The 17,928-nt window shown below is 73.4% G+C and carries 12 protein-coding genes and 1 pseudogene; 5 read left to right on the top strand and 8 right to left on the bottom strand.

Translation table 11 applies throughout. The annotated features are described in order from the left end of the window. The first annotated feature begins 94 nt into the window (after positions 1-94). The 4 genes and pseudogenes from ACF073_RS24200 (at position 95) to ACF073_RS24185 (ending at position 3,283) form a co-directional block, all read left to right on the top strand. Positions 95-601, top strand: a complete 507-nt coding sequence (locus ACF073_RS24200) for a SigE family RNA polymerase sigma factor (protein ID WP_392073234.1) — start codon at positions 95-97, stop codon at positions 599-601. Positions 602-611: 10 nt separating this feature from the next. Continuing rightward, positions 612-1,151 (top strand): hypothetical protein, encoded by a 540-nt coding sequence (locus tag ACF073_RS24195; protein ID WP_392073233.1) that lies wholly within the window; start codon positions 612-614, stop codon positions 1,149-1,151. A gap of 36 nt (positions 1,152-1,187) precedes the next feature. Next, a pseudogene (locus ACF073_RS24190) lies at positions 1,188-2,012 on the top strand (dolichyl-phosphate beta-glucosyltransferase); the annotation flags it as partial. Positions 2,013-2,044: 32 nt separating this feature from the next. Beyond that, positions 2,045-3,283: a hypothetical protein gene (locus tag ACF073_RS24185; RefSeq protein ID WP_392073231.1), complete on the top strand. Its 1,239-nt coding sequence runs from the start codon at positions 2,045-2,047 to the stop codon at positions 3,281-3,283. Between the two features lie 16 nt (positions 3,284-3,299). Here the strand turns inward: ACF073_RS24185 and ACF073_RS24180 are convergent, their stop codons facing one another. Both ACF073_RS24180 and ACF073_RS24175 read right to left on the bottom strand, forming a co-directional pair. After that, positions 3,300-5,159, bottom strand: a complete 1,860-nt coding sequence (locus ACF073_RS24180) for an ABC transporter ATP-binding protein (RefSeq protein WP_392073229.1) — start codon at positions 5,157-5,159, stop codon at positions 3,300-3,302. Next, positions 5,156-6,997, bottom strand: coding sequence for an ABC transporter ATP-binding protein (locus ACF073_RS24175; protein ID WP_392073227.1), 1,842 nt, complete (start codon positions 6,995-6,997; stop codon positions 5,156-5,158). The genes ACF073_RS24180 and ACF073_RS24175 overlap by 4 nt, the downstream gene beginning before the upstream one ends. A gap of 436 nt (positions 6,998-7,433) precedes the next feature. Between ACF073_RS24175 and ACF073_RS24170 the strand changes: the two genes are divergently transcribed. After that, the gene (locus ACF073_RS24170; RefSeq protein WP_392073225.1) at positions 7,434-8,384 is read left to right on the top strand and encodes a M28 family metallopeptidase; all 951 of its coding nucleotides are present in this window, start codon (positions 7,434-7,436) and stop codon (positions 8,382-8,384) included. 74 nt (positions 8,385-8,458) lie between these two features. Here the strand turns inward: ACF073_RS24170 and ACF073_RS24165 are convergent, their stop codons facing one another. From ACF073_RS24165 to ACF073_RS24140, 6 genes are read right to left on the bottom strand one after another with little or no spacing between them, the layout of a single operon-like run. Further along, a complete protein-coding gene (locus ACF073_RS24165; RefSeq protein WP_392073223.1) occupies positions 8,459-10,798 on the bottom strand; it encodes an amino acid adenylation domain-containing protein in 2,340 nt (779 codons plus the stop codon). A 43-nt stretch (positions 10,799-10,841) separates the two neighbouring features. Then, entirely contained in the window at positions 10,842-11,270 is a 429-nt protein-coding gene (locus ACF073_RS24160) for a nuclear transport factor 2 family protein (RefSeq protein WP_392073221.1), read from the bottom strand. Positions 11,271-11,320: 50 nt separating this feature from the next. Continuing rightward, complete coding sequence (locus tag ACF073_RS24155; RefSeq protein WP_392073219.1) at positions 11,321-12,562, bottom strand: polyketide synthase; 1,242 nt, start codon at positions 12,560-12,562, stop codon at positions 11,321-11,323. 11 nt (positions 12,563-12,573) lie between these two features. Beyond that, positions 12,574-13,587: a zinc-binding dehydrogenase gene (locus ACF073_RS24150; RefSeq protein ID WP_392073217.1), complete on the bottom strand. Its 1,014-nt coding sequence runs from the start codon at positions 13,585-13,587 to the stop codon at positions 12,574-12,576. Positions 13,588-13,612: 25 nt separating this feature from the next. After that, a complete protein-coding gene (locus ACF073_RS24145; RefSeq protein ID WP_392073215.1) occupies positions 13,613-17,626 on the bottom strand; it encodes an amino acid adenylation domain-containing protein in 4,014 nt (1,337 codons plus the stop codon). Further along, complete coding sequence (locus ACF073_RS24140; RefSeq protein WP_392073213.1) at positions 17,623-17,928, bottom strand: acyl carrier protein; 306 nt, start codon at positions 17,926-17,928, stop codon at positions 17,623-17,625. Before ACF073_RS24140 ends, ACF073_RS24145 begins: the two co-directional genes overlap by 4 nt.

Raw genomic sequence — 17,928 nt, 5'->3', positions numbered from 1 at the left:
GTGACACGGATCACGCCCGCGAGGTGCAGCGCGGGACGGGGTCCAGGGCCTTTCCCCTGGTGAGAGACAGCCGGCGAGGACAGGAACCGTGAGGATGGAGCAGGCTCGGGCCGGTGAGTACGACGCGTTCGTGGCGGCCCGCTGGTCGGTGTTGTTCCATCTGGCCCGTCTGCTCACCGGAGGGGATCGGCATCGCGCCGAGGACCTGTTGCAGGAGTCCTTGGTCAAGCTGTGGTTCGTCTGGCCGAAGGTCGCCGACGAGGCCCCGGAGGCTTACGTGCGCAAGGTGCTGGCGCGGGCCGCGGCCCGTTCGGCCCGGCGGCGCTGGTGGGGCGAGCGGCCGGTGGAGCAACTGCCCGAGGTGGCGGCGGCGGGGGACCTGTCGGCGTCCGTGGCGGAGCGCTCGCGGCTGGAGGCGGCGCTCGGCCTGCTGACTTCGCAGCAGCGGGCCGCCGTGGTGCTGCGCTACTACCAGGACCTGCCCGACCGGCAGGTCGCCGAGATTCTGGGCTGCCCGGTGGGCACGGCCCGGTCCCACGCCGCGCGCGGGGTGGCCCGGCTGCGCCGGCTGCTGGCCGACGTCATCGAGCCGGTGGGGTGAGGGAGAACCCATGGATCACTTCGAGCGGCAGCTGACGCAGCTCATGCACCAGGACCGGCAGCCGGCGTCCTTCGAGCCCCGGCACCGGGAGGCGGTGCGCGCGGGGGTGCGGGCGCGGCGCAGGGTGCGCGCGGCCCGCCGGGCCGCCGGGTCCGTCCTGGCGGTGGCCGGGCTCGGCCTCGGCCTGTTCCTGTGGCCGCACGGCCACACCGACGACCGGCCCACCGCGCCGCACCCCCGGCCCATGACCAGCCCGGGGCCCACGCCGGACACCTCGACGTCCCCGTCACCGACCCTGTCGCCGTCCTCGACATCGACGTCGGCGTCGACGACGTCCGCGACGCCGACGGACAGTCCGACGCCGGGTGACGCACCGACCACCTCCGAACCGCCGGGGAGCGGCGGGAGTACGACCACCACCACCGCGTACCCGCCGCCGCCGTCCGCCACGGCCACCGGCCGGGACGACGGCAGACCGCCGACGGCGACGGCGCACGCATCCGCCGACCCGTCCGACCAGCCCTCGTCGACGGTCAGCCCGATCGACTAGTCCGCATGACCGCACGCGCCCGAGCCTGCCCTGGGCATGCCCTCTCTACCGGAACAAACGGGGAACAACGTGACATACATCCGACCGAGCCGGGCCACGGCCGCGGCGCCGGCGGTCCGGCGCACACCGTCGCGCCGGACCCACGAGGAGCCCGTCCTGGACGTGGCGGTGCCGGTGTTCAACGAGGAGAAGGACCTGGAGCCCAACGTCCGGCGGCTGCACACGCATCTGCGGGACACCTTCCCCTACCCGTTCCGGATCACCATCGCCGACAACGCCAGCACCGACCGCACCCCGGCCATCGCCGCGCGGCTGGCGGGCGAACTCCCCGAGGTGTGCTCGCTGCGGCTGCCGCAGAAGGGCCGCGGCCGGGCGCTGCGGGCCGCCTGGTCGGGTTCCCGGGCACCCGTGCTGGCCTACCTCGACGTGGACCTGTCCACCGGGCTCACCGCGCTGCTGCCGCTGGTCGCCCCGCTGATCTCGGGCCACTCCGACCTGGCCATCGGCACCCGGCTGGCACCCGGCGCGCGGGTGGTGCGCGGGACCAAGCGCGAGTTCATATCCCGCTGCTACAACGTCCTGCTGCGCTGCACGCTCGCCGTCGGCTTCTCCGACGCGCAGTGCGGGTTCAAGGCGGTCAGCCGGGAGACAGCCGAACGGCTGCTGCCGCTGGTGCGGGACGGGGAGTGGTTCTTCGACACCGAGCTGCTGGTGCTCGCCGAACGGGCGGGCCTGAGGATCCACGAGGTGCCGGTCGACTGGGTCGACGACCCGGACAGCAGCGTCGACATCCTCGCCACCGCCCTGGCGGACCTGCGCGGGATCGTCCGGATGCGGCGCACCCTGGCCGGCCGCGCACCGGCCCGCCGCCGGCCGCCGAGGCCGGTGGTCCGGTGACCGCCACCCTGCCGCGGCCGCGTACCCCCGCCGCCGGGGCCGAGCCGCACGCCCGGCTGCGCGCCGCCGCCCGCCACCACGGGCCGGTCCTCGCCCTGTTCGGCGCGCTGAAGCTGGCCGGCTTCTGCTCCTTCATGTACCTGCTGTCCTCCGCCGGGGACTACCGCACCAGGCACCCGCGGTTCGGCGGCGGCGCGCACGCCTGGGACGTGCTGGCCACCTGGGACGGCTGGTGGTACCAGCAGATCGCGCTGCACGGCTACGACCCGAAGCTGATCCCCGTGCCGGGCGCCACCGGACTGATCACGCTGGAGGGCAACTCGGCGGCGTTCTTCCCGCTCTACCCGGCCCTGATGCGGCTGACCTCGGCGGTCACCGGCCTCGGCTCCTACGGCGCCGGACTGCTCGTCTCCATCGTCGCCTCCTTCGCCGCCGCCCTCGGTGTCTACGCCGTGGCGGAACGATTCGGCGGCCGGCGGGCCGGGTTCGCGGCGGCCGGGCTGTGGGCGGTGTGGCCGGGCTCGGGCGTGGAGTGGGCGGTCTACTCCGACTCCCTCTACGTGGCCCTGGCCGCCTGGGCCTGCCACGCCGTCCTCACCCGCCGCTGGCTCGCCGCCGGCGTGCTGACCTTCGCGGCCGGCCTCAACCGGCCCACCGCCGCCGCGCTGATCGCCGCGCTCGGCGTGGCCGCGCTGCTCGCCCTGCGCCGCCGCCAGGACGGGGTGCTGCGCCCCGTCCTGGCCATGGCCGTCGCACCGCTCGGACTGCTCGGCTACCTGCTCTGGGTCGGCAACCGCATGGGCGACCTGCGCGGCTACTTCAAGCTCCAGTCGGGTGCCTGGGCGCACAGCTTCGACTACGGCGAACAGACCTGGGACGTGCTGACGTCCGTGCCCGTGGGCAAGTTCGACTACCTCTTCGCCTACCCCTTCGCGGACGTCATCTCGGTCGCCGTCATCCTGCTCGCCTGCGCGCTGCTGCCGCTGCTGCTGCGGCTGCGCCCGCCGGCGATGCTGGTCGTGTACACCGTCCTCACGCTGGCCCTGGTCCTCGGCAGCCAGCAGATCGTCGCCAACATCTCCCGCTATCTGCTGCCCTGCTTCCCGCTGTTCCTGCCGCTCGCGGTGGCCATGCGGCGGCTGAGCCTGCCCGTGCTGTGCACGCTGCTGGGCATCGCGGCCCTGGCCTCCGGCTCGTACGCCGGATACGCGCTCTTCGAGCTGGGGGTGCCGTGACGGCGCCCGGCACCGGCTAGGCCAGGCTCTCCCGCCACGCCTTGTGGAGTCCGGCGAACCGGCCGGTGCCCGCGATGAGCGCGTCCGGGCGGCCGTCCTCGACGATCCGGCCGTGCTCCATCACCAGCACCCGGTCCGCGATCTCCACGGTGGACAGCCGGTGCGCGATGACCACGGCGGTACGGCCCCGCAGCACCGTGGTCATCGCGTGCTGCACCGCCCGCTCCCCCGGGATGTCCAGCGAACTGGTCGCCTCGTCCAGGATCAGCACGGCCGGGTCGGCGAGCAGCGCCCGGGCGAAGGCGACCAGCTGGCGCTGCCCGGCGGAGATACGGCCGCCGCGTCTGCGGACGTCGGTGTCGTAGCCGTCGGGCAGGGCGCTGATGAACTCGTGCGCGCCGATCGCCTTCGCGGCCGCCTCGATCTCCTCCCGGGTGGCGTCGGGCCGGCCGATGGCGATGTTGTCGGCGACCGTGCCGGAGAACAGGAACGCCTCCTGCGTCACCATGACCACCCCGCGCCGCAGTTCGGGCACGGCCAGCTCGCGCAGGTCCACGCCGTCCAGCAGCACGCGCCCGCTGGAGGGGTCGTAGAAGCGGGCGAGCAGCTTGGCCAGGGTCGACTTGCCCGCGCCGGTGGAGCCGACGACGGCGACCGTCTGCCCGGCCGGCAGGGTCAGATCGAAGCGGGGCAGCACCTCGCCGCCGGTGCGGTAGCCGAACCCGACCCCGTCGAAGACCACCTCACGGCCCGGGAACTCGTTCTTCGGCGGCGGGAGCTCGCGCGGCTCGGCGGGCTCCGGCACCGACGGTGTCTGCGCCAGCAGCCCGGCGATCTTCTCCAGGGAGGCGGCGGCCGACTGGTAGGAGTTCAGGAACATGCCGAGGCGGTCTATCGGGTCGTACAGCCGGCGCAGGAACAGCACGGCCGCCGCCAGCACGCCCAGCTCCAGCGAGCCGGTCGCCACCCGGTAGGCGCCCCAGAGCACCATCCCCGCGACCGCGGTGTTCGCCACCAGCCGGGAGCCGACCACATAGCGGGCCATCTCCAGCAGCGCGTCCCCGTTCGTGCCCTCGTGCCGCCCGTTCAGCACGGCGAACTCGGCGTCGTTCGCGGCCTCCCGGCGGAAGGTGCGCACCGGGCGGATGCCGTTCATGGTCTCCACGAACTTCACGATCACCGCCGCGATCGCCGTGGACCGCACCCGGAACACCCGCCCCGCGCGCCGCTGGTAGAGCCGGACGAGCAGATACAGCGGCAGGAAGGAGGCCACCGCGACCGCGCCGATGCCGAGGTCGAGCCAGAGCAGCATCGCCGAGATGTAGACGAAGGACAGGATGACGGTGACCAGCTCCTGGAGCCCCTCGTTGAGGAGCTCGCGCAGCGACTCGACGTCGGTGGTGGAGCGGGAGATCAGCCGGCCCGAGGTGTACCGCTCGTGGAAGTCGACGCTCAGCGCCTGCGCGTGCCGGAAGATCCGCCCCCGCAGGTCCAGCAGCACGTCCTGGTTCACCCGGATGGAGACCTCGATGAACGCGAACTGGAGGGCGCCCGAGGCGAGGGCGCACAGCAGGTAGCCGACGGCGACCGCGATCAGCGGCCCGTGGTCGTGGTCCCGCAGCGCCGGTACGGCGCTGTCGATGGCGTACGCCACCAGCAGCGGGCCCGCCTGCACCGCCGCCTGCTGGAGGAGCAGCGCCAGCGTGGTGAGGGCGACCCGGGCCTTCATGGGGGCGAGCAGCGAGCGCAGCAGGGCGGCCGTGGCGCCGGGCGGGGTGGGCAGGACGTCGCGGTCGAAGGGGTCGCCCGCCCCGTGCGGACCGGCGGGTTCGTCGTCGTCCGCGACGGCGGGGGTGGCGGGGGTCGTGGTGGTCAACGGGAGTGCTCCTGTTCCCCGGACATGAGGTGGGCGTACTCGGCGTTGCGGCGCAGCAGTTCCTGGTGGGTGCCGACGGCGGCGATCCGGCCGCCCGAGAGCAGCGCGACCCGGTCGGCGAGCAGCACGGTGGACGGGCGGTGGGCCACGATCAGCGCGGTGGTGTCGGCGAGGACCCGCCGCAGCGCGGCCTCCACGGCGGCCTCCGTGTGCACGTCCAGGGCCGACAGCGGGTCGTCCAGCACGAGGAACTCGGGCCGGCCGACCACCGCGCGGGCCAGTGCGAGGCGCTGGCGCTGGCCGCCGGAGAGGCTGAGGCCCTGTTCGCCGACGCGGGTGCCGGTGCCCTCCGGGAGGGCGTGCGCGAAGTCGGCCTGGGCGATGGCGAGGGCGCGGCCGAGCGCGGGTTCGCCGGTGCCGGCCGGGGCGCCCATCAGCACGTTCTCCCCGACGCTCGCCGAGAACAGGGTGGGTTCCTCGAAGGCGACGGCGACCCGGGTGCGCAGTTCCTCGCGGGACATCTCCGTGATGTCCGTGCCGTTGAGCAGGATCCGCCCCGAGGTCGTCTCGTACAGGCGCGGGACGAGGGCGGTGAGGGTGGTCTTGCCGCTGCCGGTGGCCCCGACGAGGGCCATGGACTCGCCGGGGCGGACGTGGAGGTCCACGCGGGTGAGCAGGGGCGGTGTGCCGGGCGGAGCGTCGGGGTGGCGGAAGACCACGTTCTCGAAGCGCAGCCCGCCGCCGGTGCCGGCCGGGCGCCGGGTCGCGGGCGCGGGCCCGGGCGGAGCGTCCTTCGCCGGTACGGGCGCGGACCCGGTGCCGCGGACCGCCGCGGTCCCGGGGTCCTCCGGCTCCTCGTCCATCACCTCGAAGTACCGCTCGGTGGCCGTCGCCGCCTCCTGGCTCATCGCGAGCATGAAGCCGATCGAGTCCACCGGCCACCGCAGGGCGAGGGCCGTGCTCAGAAAGGCGACCAGCGTGCCCGCCGACAGGTCGCCGTCGGCCACCCGCAGCGCGCCCAGCACCAGCGCCGCCCCGATCGCCACCTCGGGCAGCGCCACGATGAGCCCCCAGATCGTGGCCATCAGCCGCGCCTTGCGCAGCTCCGTGTCCCGGAGCCGGCCGGCCAGTGCGCCGAAGGCACGCGCCTGGCTGCGGTGGCGGCCGAACCCCTTGACGACACGGATGCCGAGCACGCTCTCCTCGACCAGCGTCGTGAGATCCCCGACCTGGTCCTGGGCCCGCCGCGCCACCTCCGCGTACCGCCGTTCGAAGACCACGCAGATCCACATCACGGGGACGGCGGGGCCGAGGATGACCAGTCCGAGCGCCCAGTCCTGGAACAGCATGATGACCACGCCCACGAGGATGGTCACGCCGTTGACCAGAAGGAACGTCAGCGGGAAGGCGAGGAACAGGCGCACCAGCATCAGATCGGTGGTGCCGCGGGAGAGCAGCTGGCCCGAGGACCAGCGGTCGTGGAAGGCCACGGGCAGGCGCTGCAGCCGGTGGTAGAGGTCTGCCCGCATCCGTGCCTCTATGTGCGACAGCGGGCGCGCGACCAGCCAGCGCCGTATCCCGAACAGGACCGCCTCGGCGATGCCCAGCAGGAGCAGGTACAGCGCGCCGAGCCAGACGCCCCCCGGGTCCCGGTCCGCCACCGGTCCGTCGACCAGCCACTTCAGGACGAGCGGGATCACCAGTCCGGTACAGGAGGCGACGACCGCGACGAAGGCGGCGGTGAAGAGCCGGGCACGCACCGGCCGGACGTACGGCCACAGCCGGAGCAGGGTGCGGACGGCGGAGCGGTCCTCGGTGGTTGCACGTGTCGTGGGCATCAACAGCGAGCCTACGGACGGGCACTGACATCGCCCACCGAGTTTCGGACGGCCCGGTACGGGACGCCGGTCCCGGGACCCCGCCTGCGCGGCCGCGCGGCACGGCGTTCCGCACCCCGTTCCGCACCCCGTTCCGCATGGCGGTCCGCACGCCGTTCCGTACGGCGGTCCCGGCGCGGGAAAGTGAGACCGGGCCGTATGAAACGCGCCATCAATTCGGCGCCCTTTTCCACTATCCGGTAGCCGTCCGTGCGAATTCTGCGCCCGCCGGGGCGGGCATTCGGTTGTTGCCAACTTGGCGCAAAAGGAACGCCCGCTTCCCTCCGCTTGTGAAGGCGGTGGCGTCGACTCGCCGGGTCATGAAATATTCAAGACGATCACGGGGGACCCCTTGATCGGAAAATCCCAACATCCGCACCACGAGGGGAAATTCGCAGTGCCTTTCACTTTGTCCCGCCCGGCCGTCATCGCGGCCTCCACGCTGTCCGCCCTGATGCTGGGCGCGTCCGGCGTTCACGCCGAAACGCCTGCTCAGAAGAGTGCGGCGCCCGACATCTCAATCACCAAGGTGATGCGGCACCTCACCGCTCTCCAGCAGATCTCCGACGCGAACAACGGTAACCGCGCCCATGGCACGCCCGGCTATCAGGCGTCCCTCGACTACGTCAAGGGAAAGCTGGACGCGGCCGGATACAAGACCACGATCCAGGAATTCGAGTTCGGCGGCAAGAAAAGCTGGAACCTGATTGCCGACTGGCCGCACGGCGGGCGTTCCGGAAAGGTGCTCATGGTCGGTGCGCACCTCGACTCGGTGGACACCGGCCCCGGAATCAATGACAACGGCTCCAGTGTCGCGGCCATCCTGGAAACCGCCCTCACGGTTTCCGCGAAGAAGATCTCCCCGTCCGAGCACCTCCGCTTCGGCTTCTGGGGCACGGAGGAGGAGACGTACATCGGCTCCACGCACTACGTGGACACCCTGCCGAAGGCCGAGCTGTCGAAGATCAGCGCCTACCTGAACTTCGACATGATCGGCTCGCCCAACCCGGGGTACTTCGTCTACGACCAGAGCCCCGACGTCGCCAAGCACTTCAACAACTACTTCGCGGCCAAGGGCATCCCCACCGAGCCGGCCACCGCGCTCAACGGCCGCAGCGACCACGAGCCGTTCCTGGCCAAGGGCGTCAAGGTCGGCGGCATCTTCACCGGATCCGCCGAGATCAAGACCCCCGAGCAGGTGGCGAAGTGGGGCGGCACCGCGGGCGAGGCCATGGACAAGTGCTACCACCTGGCCTGTGACACCCCCGCCAACATCAACCAGCGGACGCTGGACATCAACTCCGACGCCGTCGCGGCGATGGTGTGGAAGCTGGGCGTCCAGCAGTAGCGGGACGGGCGGCGCCCCCGGTGGGCGCGGGGCGGGGCGGCGGGCCGAAGGGTCCGCCGCCCCGCCCCTCACCGTCAGCGCGAGCGGCGGACCCGGGGCCGTGCCGCCAGCCGGGCCAGCTGGTCGCGGTCCACCTTGCCGGTGGGGCCGACCGGCAGCGCCGGCAGGACCAGCACATGCTCCGGGAGCATGTAGCTCGGCAGGGCGCCGGCGAGGTGGCGGCGCACGAAGCCGCCGGACAGGTCCGGCTCCGCCGTGCCGGTGGCGACCGCCGCCACGATCTGCGGGCCGTCGTCGCCGCGCAGCGTGGTGACCGCGGCGTCCACCACTCCCGGCACGCGCCGCAGCGCGGCCAGCACCTCGCCCAGCTCGATCCGGTAGCCGCGCACCTTCACCTGGTCGTCCCGGCGGCCCCGGAACTCCAGGTTGCCGTCGGTGCGCCACAGCGCCCGGTCGCCGGTGGAGTACATCCGCTCGTCCGCCAGGCCGCTGACCGTGTCGGCGGTGAACTTCGCCGCCGACAGCTCCGGATCGCCCACGTACCCGTCGGCCACGACCACGCCCGCGATGTAGAGGTCGCCCTCCACCCCGATCGGCAGCGGCTTGCGGTCCTCGTCCAGGACGTAGTAGCGGGCGTTCTGGATCGGCTTGCCGTACGGCACGCTGGTCCACTCCGGGTCGATCGCGCCGACGTCGAAGTGATTGGACCAGATGGTCGCCTCGGTCGCGCCGCCCAGGGCCACCACATGGGCCCTGGGGAAGTGCGCCCTGACCCGGTCGGGAAGGGCCAGCGGCACCCAGTCGCCGCTGAGGAAGACCAGCCGCAGGCCGGGCACCGGGGCGCCCTCGCGCGGCGCGGTCGCGCAGGACATCACCATGCTCAGCGCGGCCGGCGCCGAGTCCCAGAAGGTCACCGGCTCCTGTCGCATGATCTCCAGCAGCCGCTCGCCGTCGGAGAGTTCGACCGTGGGGACGACCCGCAGGCTGGCGCCCGCCGCCAGGATGCCCAGCAGGTCGTACACGGACAGGTCGAAGGTGAGCGCGGTGACCCACAGCAGGCAGTCGTCCGGGCCCACCGCGTAGGTCTCGTTGACCCACTCGATGACGTTCACGGCGCTGCGGTGGCGCACCGAGACGCCCTTGGGCACACCGGTGGAGCCCGAGGTGAAGATGACGTACGCGGTGTCGTCGGCGCCGGGACCGGCCGGGAGCGGCAGGTCGACGGCGGCCTCCACCTCGCTCCAGGTGCTGATCACCGGCGTGTGCGGCACGGCCTGCTCCGCCGGCGCGAGGCGCAGCACGACGTCGTAGCGGTCCCGCAGGACGGGCGGCCAGGTGTCGCCCTCGCGGCGGTGGATCTCGGCCCGCACCGGCAGGCCGAGGGCGCCGGCCAGTTCCCCGAACCACGCGGCGGGCACCCGCAGATGCCCCGGTGCGCCGTCCTCGCCCGGTTCCTCCAGGTCGGCCAGGACCACCGCGCCGCCCGGCGCCAGCGCGCCGAGCGCGTCCCGGAGCACGGACCGCAGGTACTCGAAGCCCGGGAAGAACTGGGCCACGCTGGCCAGCACCACCACATCGGCGCCGGCCGGCTCCAGCACGCCGCCGAGCCCGTCCGCCGCGGCCTGCACGAACCGCGCGCCCTCGCCGTACTCCCGGGCCGCCCGCTCCAGGGCCACGGACGACACGTCGACGCCGGTGTAGCCGGCGACCCGGCCGCGCAGCGCGCAGGCGATCAGACCGGCGCCGCAGCCCACCTCGACCACCCGGGGCCGGTCCGCCGCCGACAGCACGAGGTCACGCACATGCGCGACGTACCCCTCGATCTGCGCGGCGGAGATCCCGTCGGCCGGGTTCTGGTTGAAGCCCGAGGCCCGGGCCTGGTCCTCGTCCTCGGCGACGGAGTCCCACAGCAGGCCCACCGCCTCCGTGTCCAGCGGATCCGGGGCCGCCTCCCGCAGGTCCGTGCAGACCAGCCGGAGGCCGGCGCCCGCGAGGTGGCCGGCCTCCTCCGCGCGGCGGGCCAGGGCCTGGCTGGTGACGATCCAGCCGATGCCCAGGTGCCCCACGGGCGCGGCGATCCGCGCGGCCGGCCAGCGCGCGTCCAGCGGCACATAGGCGGCACCGGAGCGCAGCACGCCCAGCACCGCCCGCACGCTGTCGTACGAGTTCTCGTGCAGGATGCCGACGAACGCGCCCCGGCCCACGCCCTGTGCGCTCAGGAAGCGGGCGAGCAGGCCCGAATCGGCCCACAGCTGCGCGTACGTCCTTTCCTCCCCGTCTCCGAGGCGGACGGCCGGGGCACCCGGGTTCTCCCGGACCCGCCGTTCGATCAGGTCGATCATGCTCACCTGGTCCTCGAACGGCCGTGCCGTGTCGTTCCATTCGGCCGGCGGCAGCTCCCAGTGCTCTGCCATCTGCTCTGCCCTCCTTCGTGAAGCGCGGTCCGGTGGCGGAGCGTCAGATGACGCGGCCGTACTTGGGGTTGTCGCGGTGGATGGTCCGCTCGCGGATGCGCAGCTCGCCGTCCACGCGCACCATGTTGTCCTCGACGCTGGAGGACGAGAAGAAGTGGACCTCGTCCTTGGTGTTGGTCTGGGTCACCAGGGAGTAGTAGGTGACGCGCAGGGCGTCGCCCTCGCCCGCCTCGATCAGGAAGTGGTCGAACCAGTGGCGGGTGACCAGGCCCTCGTACATCGGGAGCATGCTCTTCATCTTGGTGCGCATCGCCTCGCGGCCCTCCACCTTCTCGCCGCGGTGCGGGTGGGCGACCGAGCCGTCCTCGGTGAAGGTGGCGGTGAACTGCTCGATGTCGAGGTCGTCCAGGACCCGCATCTGACGGGCGTAGAAGTTCTTGACCTCGATGTAGAGATCGGCGTTGACGGACATGTGTGCTCCTTGCTTCTTGCTCGGTAGGGCAGGGAAAAGAGGCCGGCCGGTCAGGCGGCCGGGGCTTCCTCCAGGACGAGGAAGGCGTTGGTGCCGCCCACGCCGGCCGACATCAGGCCGGCCGTGCGGGGACGGCCGTTCGTGGTCCAGGGACGGCCCTCGGGGAGGATCTGGAAGCGGGCGCCGCGCCCGGTGAACTCCTCGATGGGGTCCTCGGTGTTGGGGGTCGCGGGCAGGAAGCCGCGGTCCATCGCGAGACACGTCTTGATCAGGGCCGCCATGCCGGCCGCGGTGTCGCAGTGCCCGACGGAGGCCTTCACCGAGCCGACCGCGACCGGCTCGCCCTCCGTGCCGAGCGCCTCGATCAGGGAGGTCGCCTCGATCTGGTCGTTCAGCGGGATGCCGACCCCGTGCGTCTCCACGTAGTCGATGTCGGCCCCGGTCAGGCTCGCCGCCTCCAGGGCCCGGCGCATCGCGCGGACCTTGCCGTCCACGCCCGGGATGACGAAACCGGGCTTGGCGCGGCCGTCGTTGGTGACGGCGCTGCCCCGGATGACCGCGTAGACCGGGTCGCCGTCGCGCAGGGCGTCGTCGAGCCGGCGCAGCAGGACGGCTCCGGAGCCGTCGCCGGGGACCACGCCGTTGTGGCGGCGGTCGAAGGGGCGCACGATGCCCTCGGTGGAGTAGATGCTGCGCGGGCCGCGCACATAGGAGCCGTCGGCGTCCTCCTGGATGGCGACCGCGCCGGCCAGCGCGTAGTCACAGGCGTGCAGGCGCAGGCTCTGGCAGGCCAGATGGACGGCGACGCCCGAGGTGGCGCACGCCGAGTCCAGCATGAGCGACTCGCCCCACACGTCCTGGAGATAGGAGAAGTAGGGCCCGGCGAACGTCGGGTCGACGTGCACCACGTCGTCGAACGCGGCCCGCGGCACATGCTTGATGCGGGCGGCGCCCGCGTACACGGCGGTCCGCTCGGCGATCGAGGACAGCCGCAGCCCGGCGTCCTCGGCCGCCTGCCACAGCGACTCCTGGAGGATGCCGTGCTGCGGGTCGAGGCCCTTGATGCCGACGAGCGCGCTGTCGTAGGCGTCCCGGTGCGGGGCCACCCCCCAGGAGTGGACCCGCAGCCGGTCCTCGCCCAGGTCCTCCACGACCGGCACCGGCTCCCGCTGGAAGCAGTCGCGGCCGGCGACGAGGTTGTCCCAGAACGCCGGGACGTCGGGCGCCTTGGCGAAGCGACCGCCCACGCCGATGACGGCCACCGGGTCGGAGCGCTTGGAGAGTTCTGACATGCGACCCTGCCTCAGTCGAAGGTGAGCGCGACCTTGACGACGCCGTCCCGTCGGGTGTGCGCGAGGTCGAAGGCGTCGGCGATGTTCTTGATGTCGAAGGTGTGGGTGATGTGGTCGTCGACGCGGATCGCGCCGTCCCCGATGAGGTCGAGGGCGGTGCGGAACGAGGCGAGGCCGGGTTCCAGCTGGGCGCCGCCCACCGCGTTGATCAACTGGGCGTTGCGGACGAAGAGATGCGCGTACGGGATGCGCATGTCGTAGTCCTCGGGCATGCCGAAGAAGCCGAGGCGGCCCTGCTGGCCGACCATGCGGAAGGCGTGCTCGCGGGCGCCGTCGGTGCCGGCCGCCTCGACGACCAGGTCGGCGCCCTTGCCGCCGGTCACCTCCATGACGACCTCCTCGGCGCTCTGCCCGGGCACCAGCACGGTCGCGTCCGCGCCGAGCGAGCGCGCCACCTCCAGCCGGCCCGGCTCCAGGTCTACCGCGACGACCTTCTCGAAGCCGCGGTGCCTGAGCATCTGCAGGAACAGCAGGCCCGCCGAGCCGATGCCGACGACGGCGGCCGTGCGGCCCTCCGGCACGGGCTCCGGCCAGAACCGCTTCAGCGCGAAGACGACCGTGCCGAGCTGCTGTGCCATCAGGTGGACGGTCGGGGTGCCGGTGTTCTTCACTGGCAGCAGGAACCGGTCGGCGATGGTCTGGTAGCGGGCGAACGAGGCCATGTAGGCGTGGTTGGGCACGGTCAGCACGAAGTCGCCGGGCTTGAACCGGTCCGACCGGCTCTCCACGACCTCACCGATGCCCTCGTGGCCCGGGTAGCCGGCCGGGCAGGGGTAGGGGTGGTCCCGCATGTCCCGGAAGAAGGGGGACTCGGCGCGCACCCGGTGCACATCGCTGCCGCAGATCGCGGCGAGGGCGTTGTGGACCAGGACCTCGCCCTCGTTCAGCTCCCGGAAGCTGACCTCTTCCACCTCCAGGCGTCCGGGTTCGACGAGAACGGCGGCTTCGCCTCGTACGTGCGACATGCGGACCTTCCTTGTTCAAAGACGTTCACGAGTGGTCGGGGCGGGCGCCGTGCGCCCAGGAAAGGGGGTGGCCCGGCAGGCGCAGCCGGCGCCCCGGCCCGTCCGGGGTCAGCCGCGGCTCCACGCCCTGGCACCACAGCCCCGCGAGGGCGGTGAGCAGGGCCTCGTCGTCGAGGTCGGCGGCCGGCAGTTCCAGCACGGCCACCTCGCCGAGCTGGTCGCGGGCGACCTGGAGCAGCTTGGCGGGGTCGGCCTCGGCGGCCAGGTGCTCCCGCTGCGGTGCGGGTCCGTCGGGCGTGACCGGTCCGAGCGCGGTGCTCCACAGCACGGCGGGCCGGCCGGGCACGGGGACGGCCGCCGACTCGTCGGCGGCGAACCGCCGGCCGTCCTCCGGTCCGAGGGCTCCGCTCACCACGGCCGCCGCGATCCGGCCGGGGCCGGCGCCGAGCACCGCCGCCGGGGTCACGCCGCACCGGGCGAACCGTTCGGCGAGCCGGGTCCGGCGCGTCAGGGCGTCGGAGCCGTCGGGGTCGTCGGTGAAGGCGAACACCACGGCGGGGGCGGTGCCCGGCTCTGTGTGCCCGTGCGCCTGGCCGCTGCCGTCGCGCAGTGCCCGTACCGCCTGTTCCCGGTCGGCCGCGACCAGGGCGAACCGGTGCGCGAACCGCTCACGGCCGCGGTCCAGGGTGTACGCGACGTCCGCGAGCGCCGTCAGCGGATGCGCCTCCAGGTGGGCGGCGAGCCGCTCCCGGGCCGCGGCGAGCGCGTCGGCGGTGGCGGCGGAGAGGGCGAGGACATGGTGGCGCGGTCCGTCGGCGGCGGGCCGCGGCTCGGCCGTCCGGTGCGCCAGCGGTGTCCGGGCCGTGGACCGTCGCGCGGCGGGCGCGGCGGGCGCGGCGGCCGGCGGCCGGTGGGTCGTGGCGATCAGCCGGGCCTGCTCCTGGACCGTGACGTGCCGCATGAGGTCGATGACCGGGACGTCGGCGCCGGTCGCCAGCCTCAGCTGCTCGCGCAGCTTCACCAGCAGCAGCGAATGGCCGCCCGCGTCGAAGAAGTTGCGGCTGTCCCCGAAGCCGTCGTGCTCCAGCACCGCGCGCCAGGCCGCGCGTACGCCGTCCAGTACGACGGGCAGCGCGGGCGCCGGCGCGAGGGCCGGTTCCGGTGCGGGAGCGGATTCCGGTGCGGCAGCGGCTTCCGGTGCCGGTGCGGCGGCGGGCCGCAGGGCGCTGCCCGCACGGTCCACGTCCGGCAGCCGGCGCCGGTCGATCTTGCCGGTCGGGGTGAGCGGCAGCGCGTCGACCAGGACGAGGTGGCTCGGCACCGCGAAGGCGGGCAGCCGCAGCTTGGCGTGCCGGCCGATCTCGTCGGCGTCCGTGCCGGGCGCGGCGACCGCGTAGGCGACGATCTCCTTCTCGCCGCGCGGGTTGACGCGGGTGGTGACGAAGACCGACTCGACGGCCGGATGGGCGTCCAGCACGGCCTCGACCTCGCCGAGTTCGACGCGCTGGCTGCGGATCTTGACCTGGTTGTCCTTGCGGCCGATGAACTCCAGCAGCCCCTCCGGCGTCCACCGCACCCGGTCGCCGGTGCGGTACAGCCGGGTGGTGCCGTCGGTGACGAACCGGTCGGCCGTCATCTCGGGCGCGTTCAGATAGCCGTCGGCCAGTCCGACGCCGCCCAGCAGGAGTTCGCCGGGCACGCCGCGCGGGACGAGACGGGTGCCGCCCTCCTCCACCACCCGCACCTCGGTGCCGGGCACCGGACGGCCGATGGGGACGGTCCGGGCGTTCGCCGCGAGATCGGTGATCGCGAACCAGGTCGAGGTGAAGGAGTTCTCGGTGGGGCCGTAGCTGTGCAGCAGCACACCGGGACGGCTCCAGCGCAGCGCACGGCGCATGTGCTGCACGGAGATCAGCTCGCCGCCGAAGTAGACGCGGCGCAGCGACTGGAGGGTGTCGGGCGCGTCCTCGATGATCCGGTTGAGCAGCGGTGTCGTCACCAGCAGGGTCGTCACCCCGCGGGCGCGGACGACGTCCCGCATCTCGCGGGGGCTGAGCACCAGGTGCTTGTCGAGGACGACGAGTTCGGCGCCGTGCGTGAGCGCGCCCCAGATCTCGTAGCTGGCGCCGTCGAAGTTGAGCGGGCACAGCTGCGCGACCACGTCGGTCTCGTCCATCGGGATGAAGTCGGGCCGCAGGAACAGCCGGGCCAGACCGCGGTGCGGCAGGACGACGCCCTTGGGCCGGCCGGTCGTCCCGGAGGTGTAGAGGACGCACAGGGTCGCGGCGTCGTCGTACGGCACCTCGGGCGCGGCCAGGCCGCGCGCCTGCGCCGGCACCTCGTCCAGCCGTACGGCGGTGTCCTTGGGCACGTCGAGGGTGTGCCCGCACTCCGGGTCGACGACGAGCACCGCGGGGCGGGCGTCGTCCACGATCAGCTGGAGCTGGGCCTCGGGGTAGGCCGGGTCGAGCGGCAGGTAGGCGGCGCCGGCCAGGGCGCTGGCCAGCCAGAACAGCGGGGTGTCGACGCCGGGCGCTAGCAGCAGGGCCACGGTGTCACCGCGCCCCACACCGCGCCGGTGCAGCCAGCCGGCCAGCTCGCGGGCGCGGGCGCCGAGTTCGCCGTAGGTGAGGACGCGTTCGCCGTGGCGTACGGCGACGGCGTCCGGCCGCTCGGCGGCGTGCCGCAGCACCAGCTCGGGGATGCCGGGAGCCGGGGTGCCGACCGGGGCGCCGTGCGCGGCGACGCCGGGCAGGCCCGGGTCGCAGGCGGCGAGCAGTTCGCCGCAGAGGGTGTCCGGGGCGGCCGCCGCGCGGGCCAGCAGCTCGCGCAGTTCCTCGGCGAAGAGTTCGGCGGTGGCGGGGCGGTAGCGGGCGGTGTCGTAGTAGACGCAGAGCCGGGTGCCGGCCGAGCCCTCCAGCACGTTGACCGAGAACTCGTACTTCGTGGTCTCGTCCGGGTGGTCGAAGCGGCGCACGGTCGCCTCGCCCGCCTGCCACTCGTCCTCGTAGGCCGGGGTGTACATGAACGCCGTGCGCTCCACGCCCGGTCCGTCGGACCGCTCGCTGCGGATCTCGCGCAGCCGCCGCATCGGCAGGTGGGCGTGTTCCATCGCGTCGAGCATCTGCTCGCGCAGCCGGGCCGTCACGTCGAGGAAACGGTCCCCCGCGTCCAGCCGGCCGCGCATCGGCAGGAGCCGGCTGAACAGGTCGACGCGCTCGGCGTCGCTGTCCCGGCGGCCGGCGAAGACCATCCCGAGGGTGCCCTCGGTCTCCCCGGCCCAGGCGTGCAGCAGCACGGACCAGGCCGCGAGCACCACCACGGCGGGGGAACTGCGCTCGGCGGCGGCCAGGGCCTGGACGGCCGCGGTCACCTCGTCGGGCAGCGCGATCTCGACCCGGCCGGAGGGACCGGGGAAGCCGTCCTCGGGCACCAGGTCGTGCGGCGGCGCGAGGGAGGCGGGGGCGTCGTGCAGGGCGGCGGACCAGTACGCCTCGGCGGCGGAGTCGGCCATCTCGTCGGCGGCGGTGTCGGTCTCGGGGGCGGGGCGCGGGGCGAGGCCCGGGCCGCCCGTCACCCGGGACCGGTACGCCGCCACCAGGTCCTCGGCGAGGATCCGGCTGGACCAGCCGTCGGAGACGATGTGGTGCATCGAGACGGCGAGCAGCGCGCCGCCGTCCCCGGTCAGCAGGGTCGCCCGCAGCAGCGGGGCCGTGGCGAGGTCGAAGGGGGCGCGGCCGGCGACGACCGCGCGGGCGACGGCCTCGGCCCGGTCGTAGCGGCCGGGCAGCGGGTCGGTGACGAACGCGAGCGGCGGATCGGCCTCGGTGGTGCGCCACAGCTCGCCGCCCTCGGTGGCGAAGGAGCCGCGCAGCGCGGGGTGCGCGCGCAGGACGTCGCCGAGGGCGGCCCGCAGTGCCGGCACGTCGACGCCGGGGGTGAACTCCAGGTCGACGGTGACGTTGTAGCGGTCGGAATCGGGTTCGCGCTGGCAGGCGAGCCAGACGTCCAGGTGCTCGGAGGAGGCGGGTTCCCTCACTTCGGGACCGCCACGTGCTCGCCGGCGTCCGCCCGCAGGGTGCGCACCAGGTCGGCGACCGTGCGGACGGAGCGGAAGTGGACCGGGGTGAACTCGGCGTCCGTGATCTGCACGCCGAAGCGCTGCTCGCATTGGGCGCGCAGTTCCACGAAGCCGAGGGAGTCGAGGCCCAGGACGTCCTGGAGACCGTCGTCGTCCCCGATGCGGTCAGGGGGCACGTCGAGGAAGAGGTCGTCGACGAGGATCTGCTTCAGCGTCGCTTCCAGGGTTTCGGCCTGCTTCTCGCCCGAACCGACGGTCAT

Origin of the sequence: Streptomyces sp. NPDC015171, assembly GCF_043079545.1 — a bacterium.
In the GTDB taxonomy this organism is placed as follows: Bacteria; Actinomycetota; Actinomycetes; order Streptomycetales; family Streptomycetaceae; genus Streptomyces.
The sequence above is the reverse complement of the archived record's forward strand: the minus strand, read 5'-3'. Positions and strand labels throughout refer to the sequence as shown.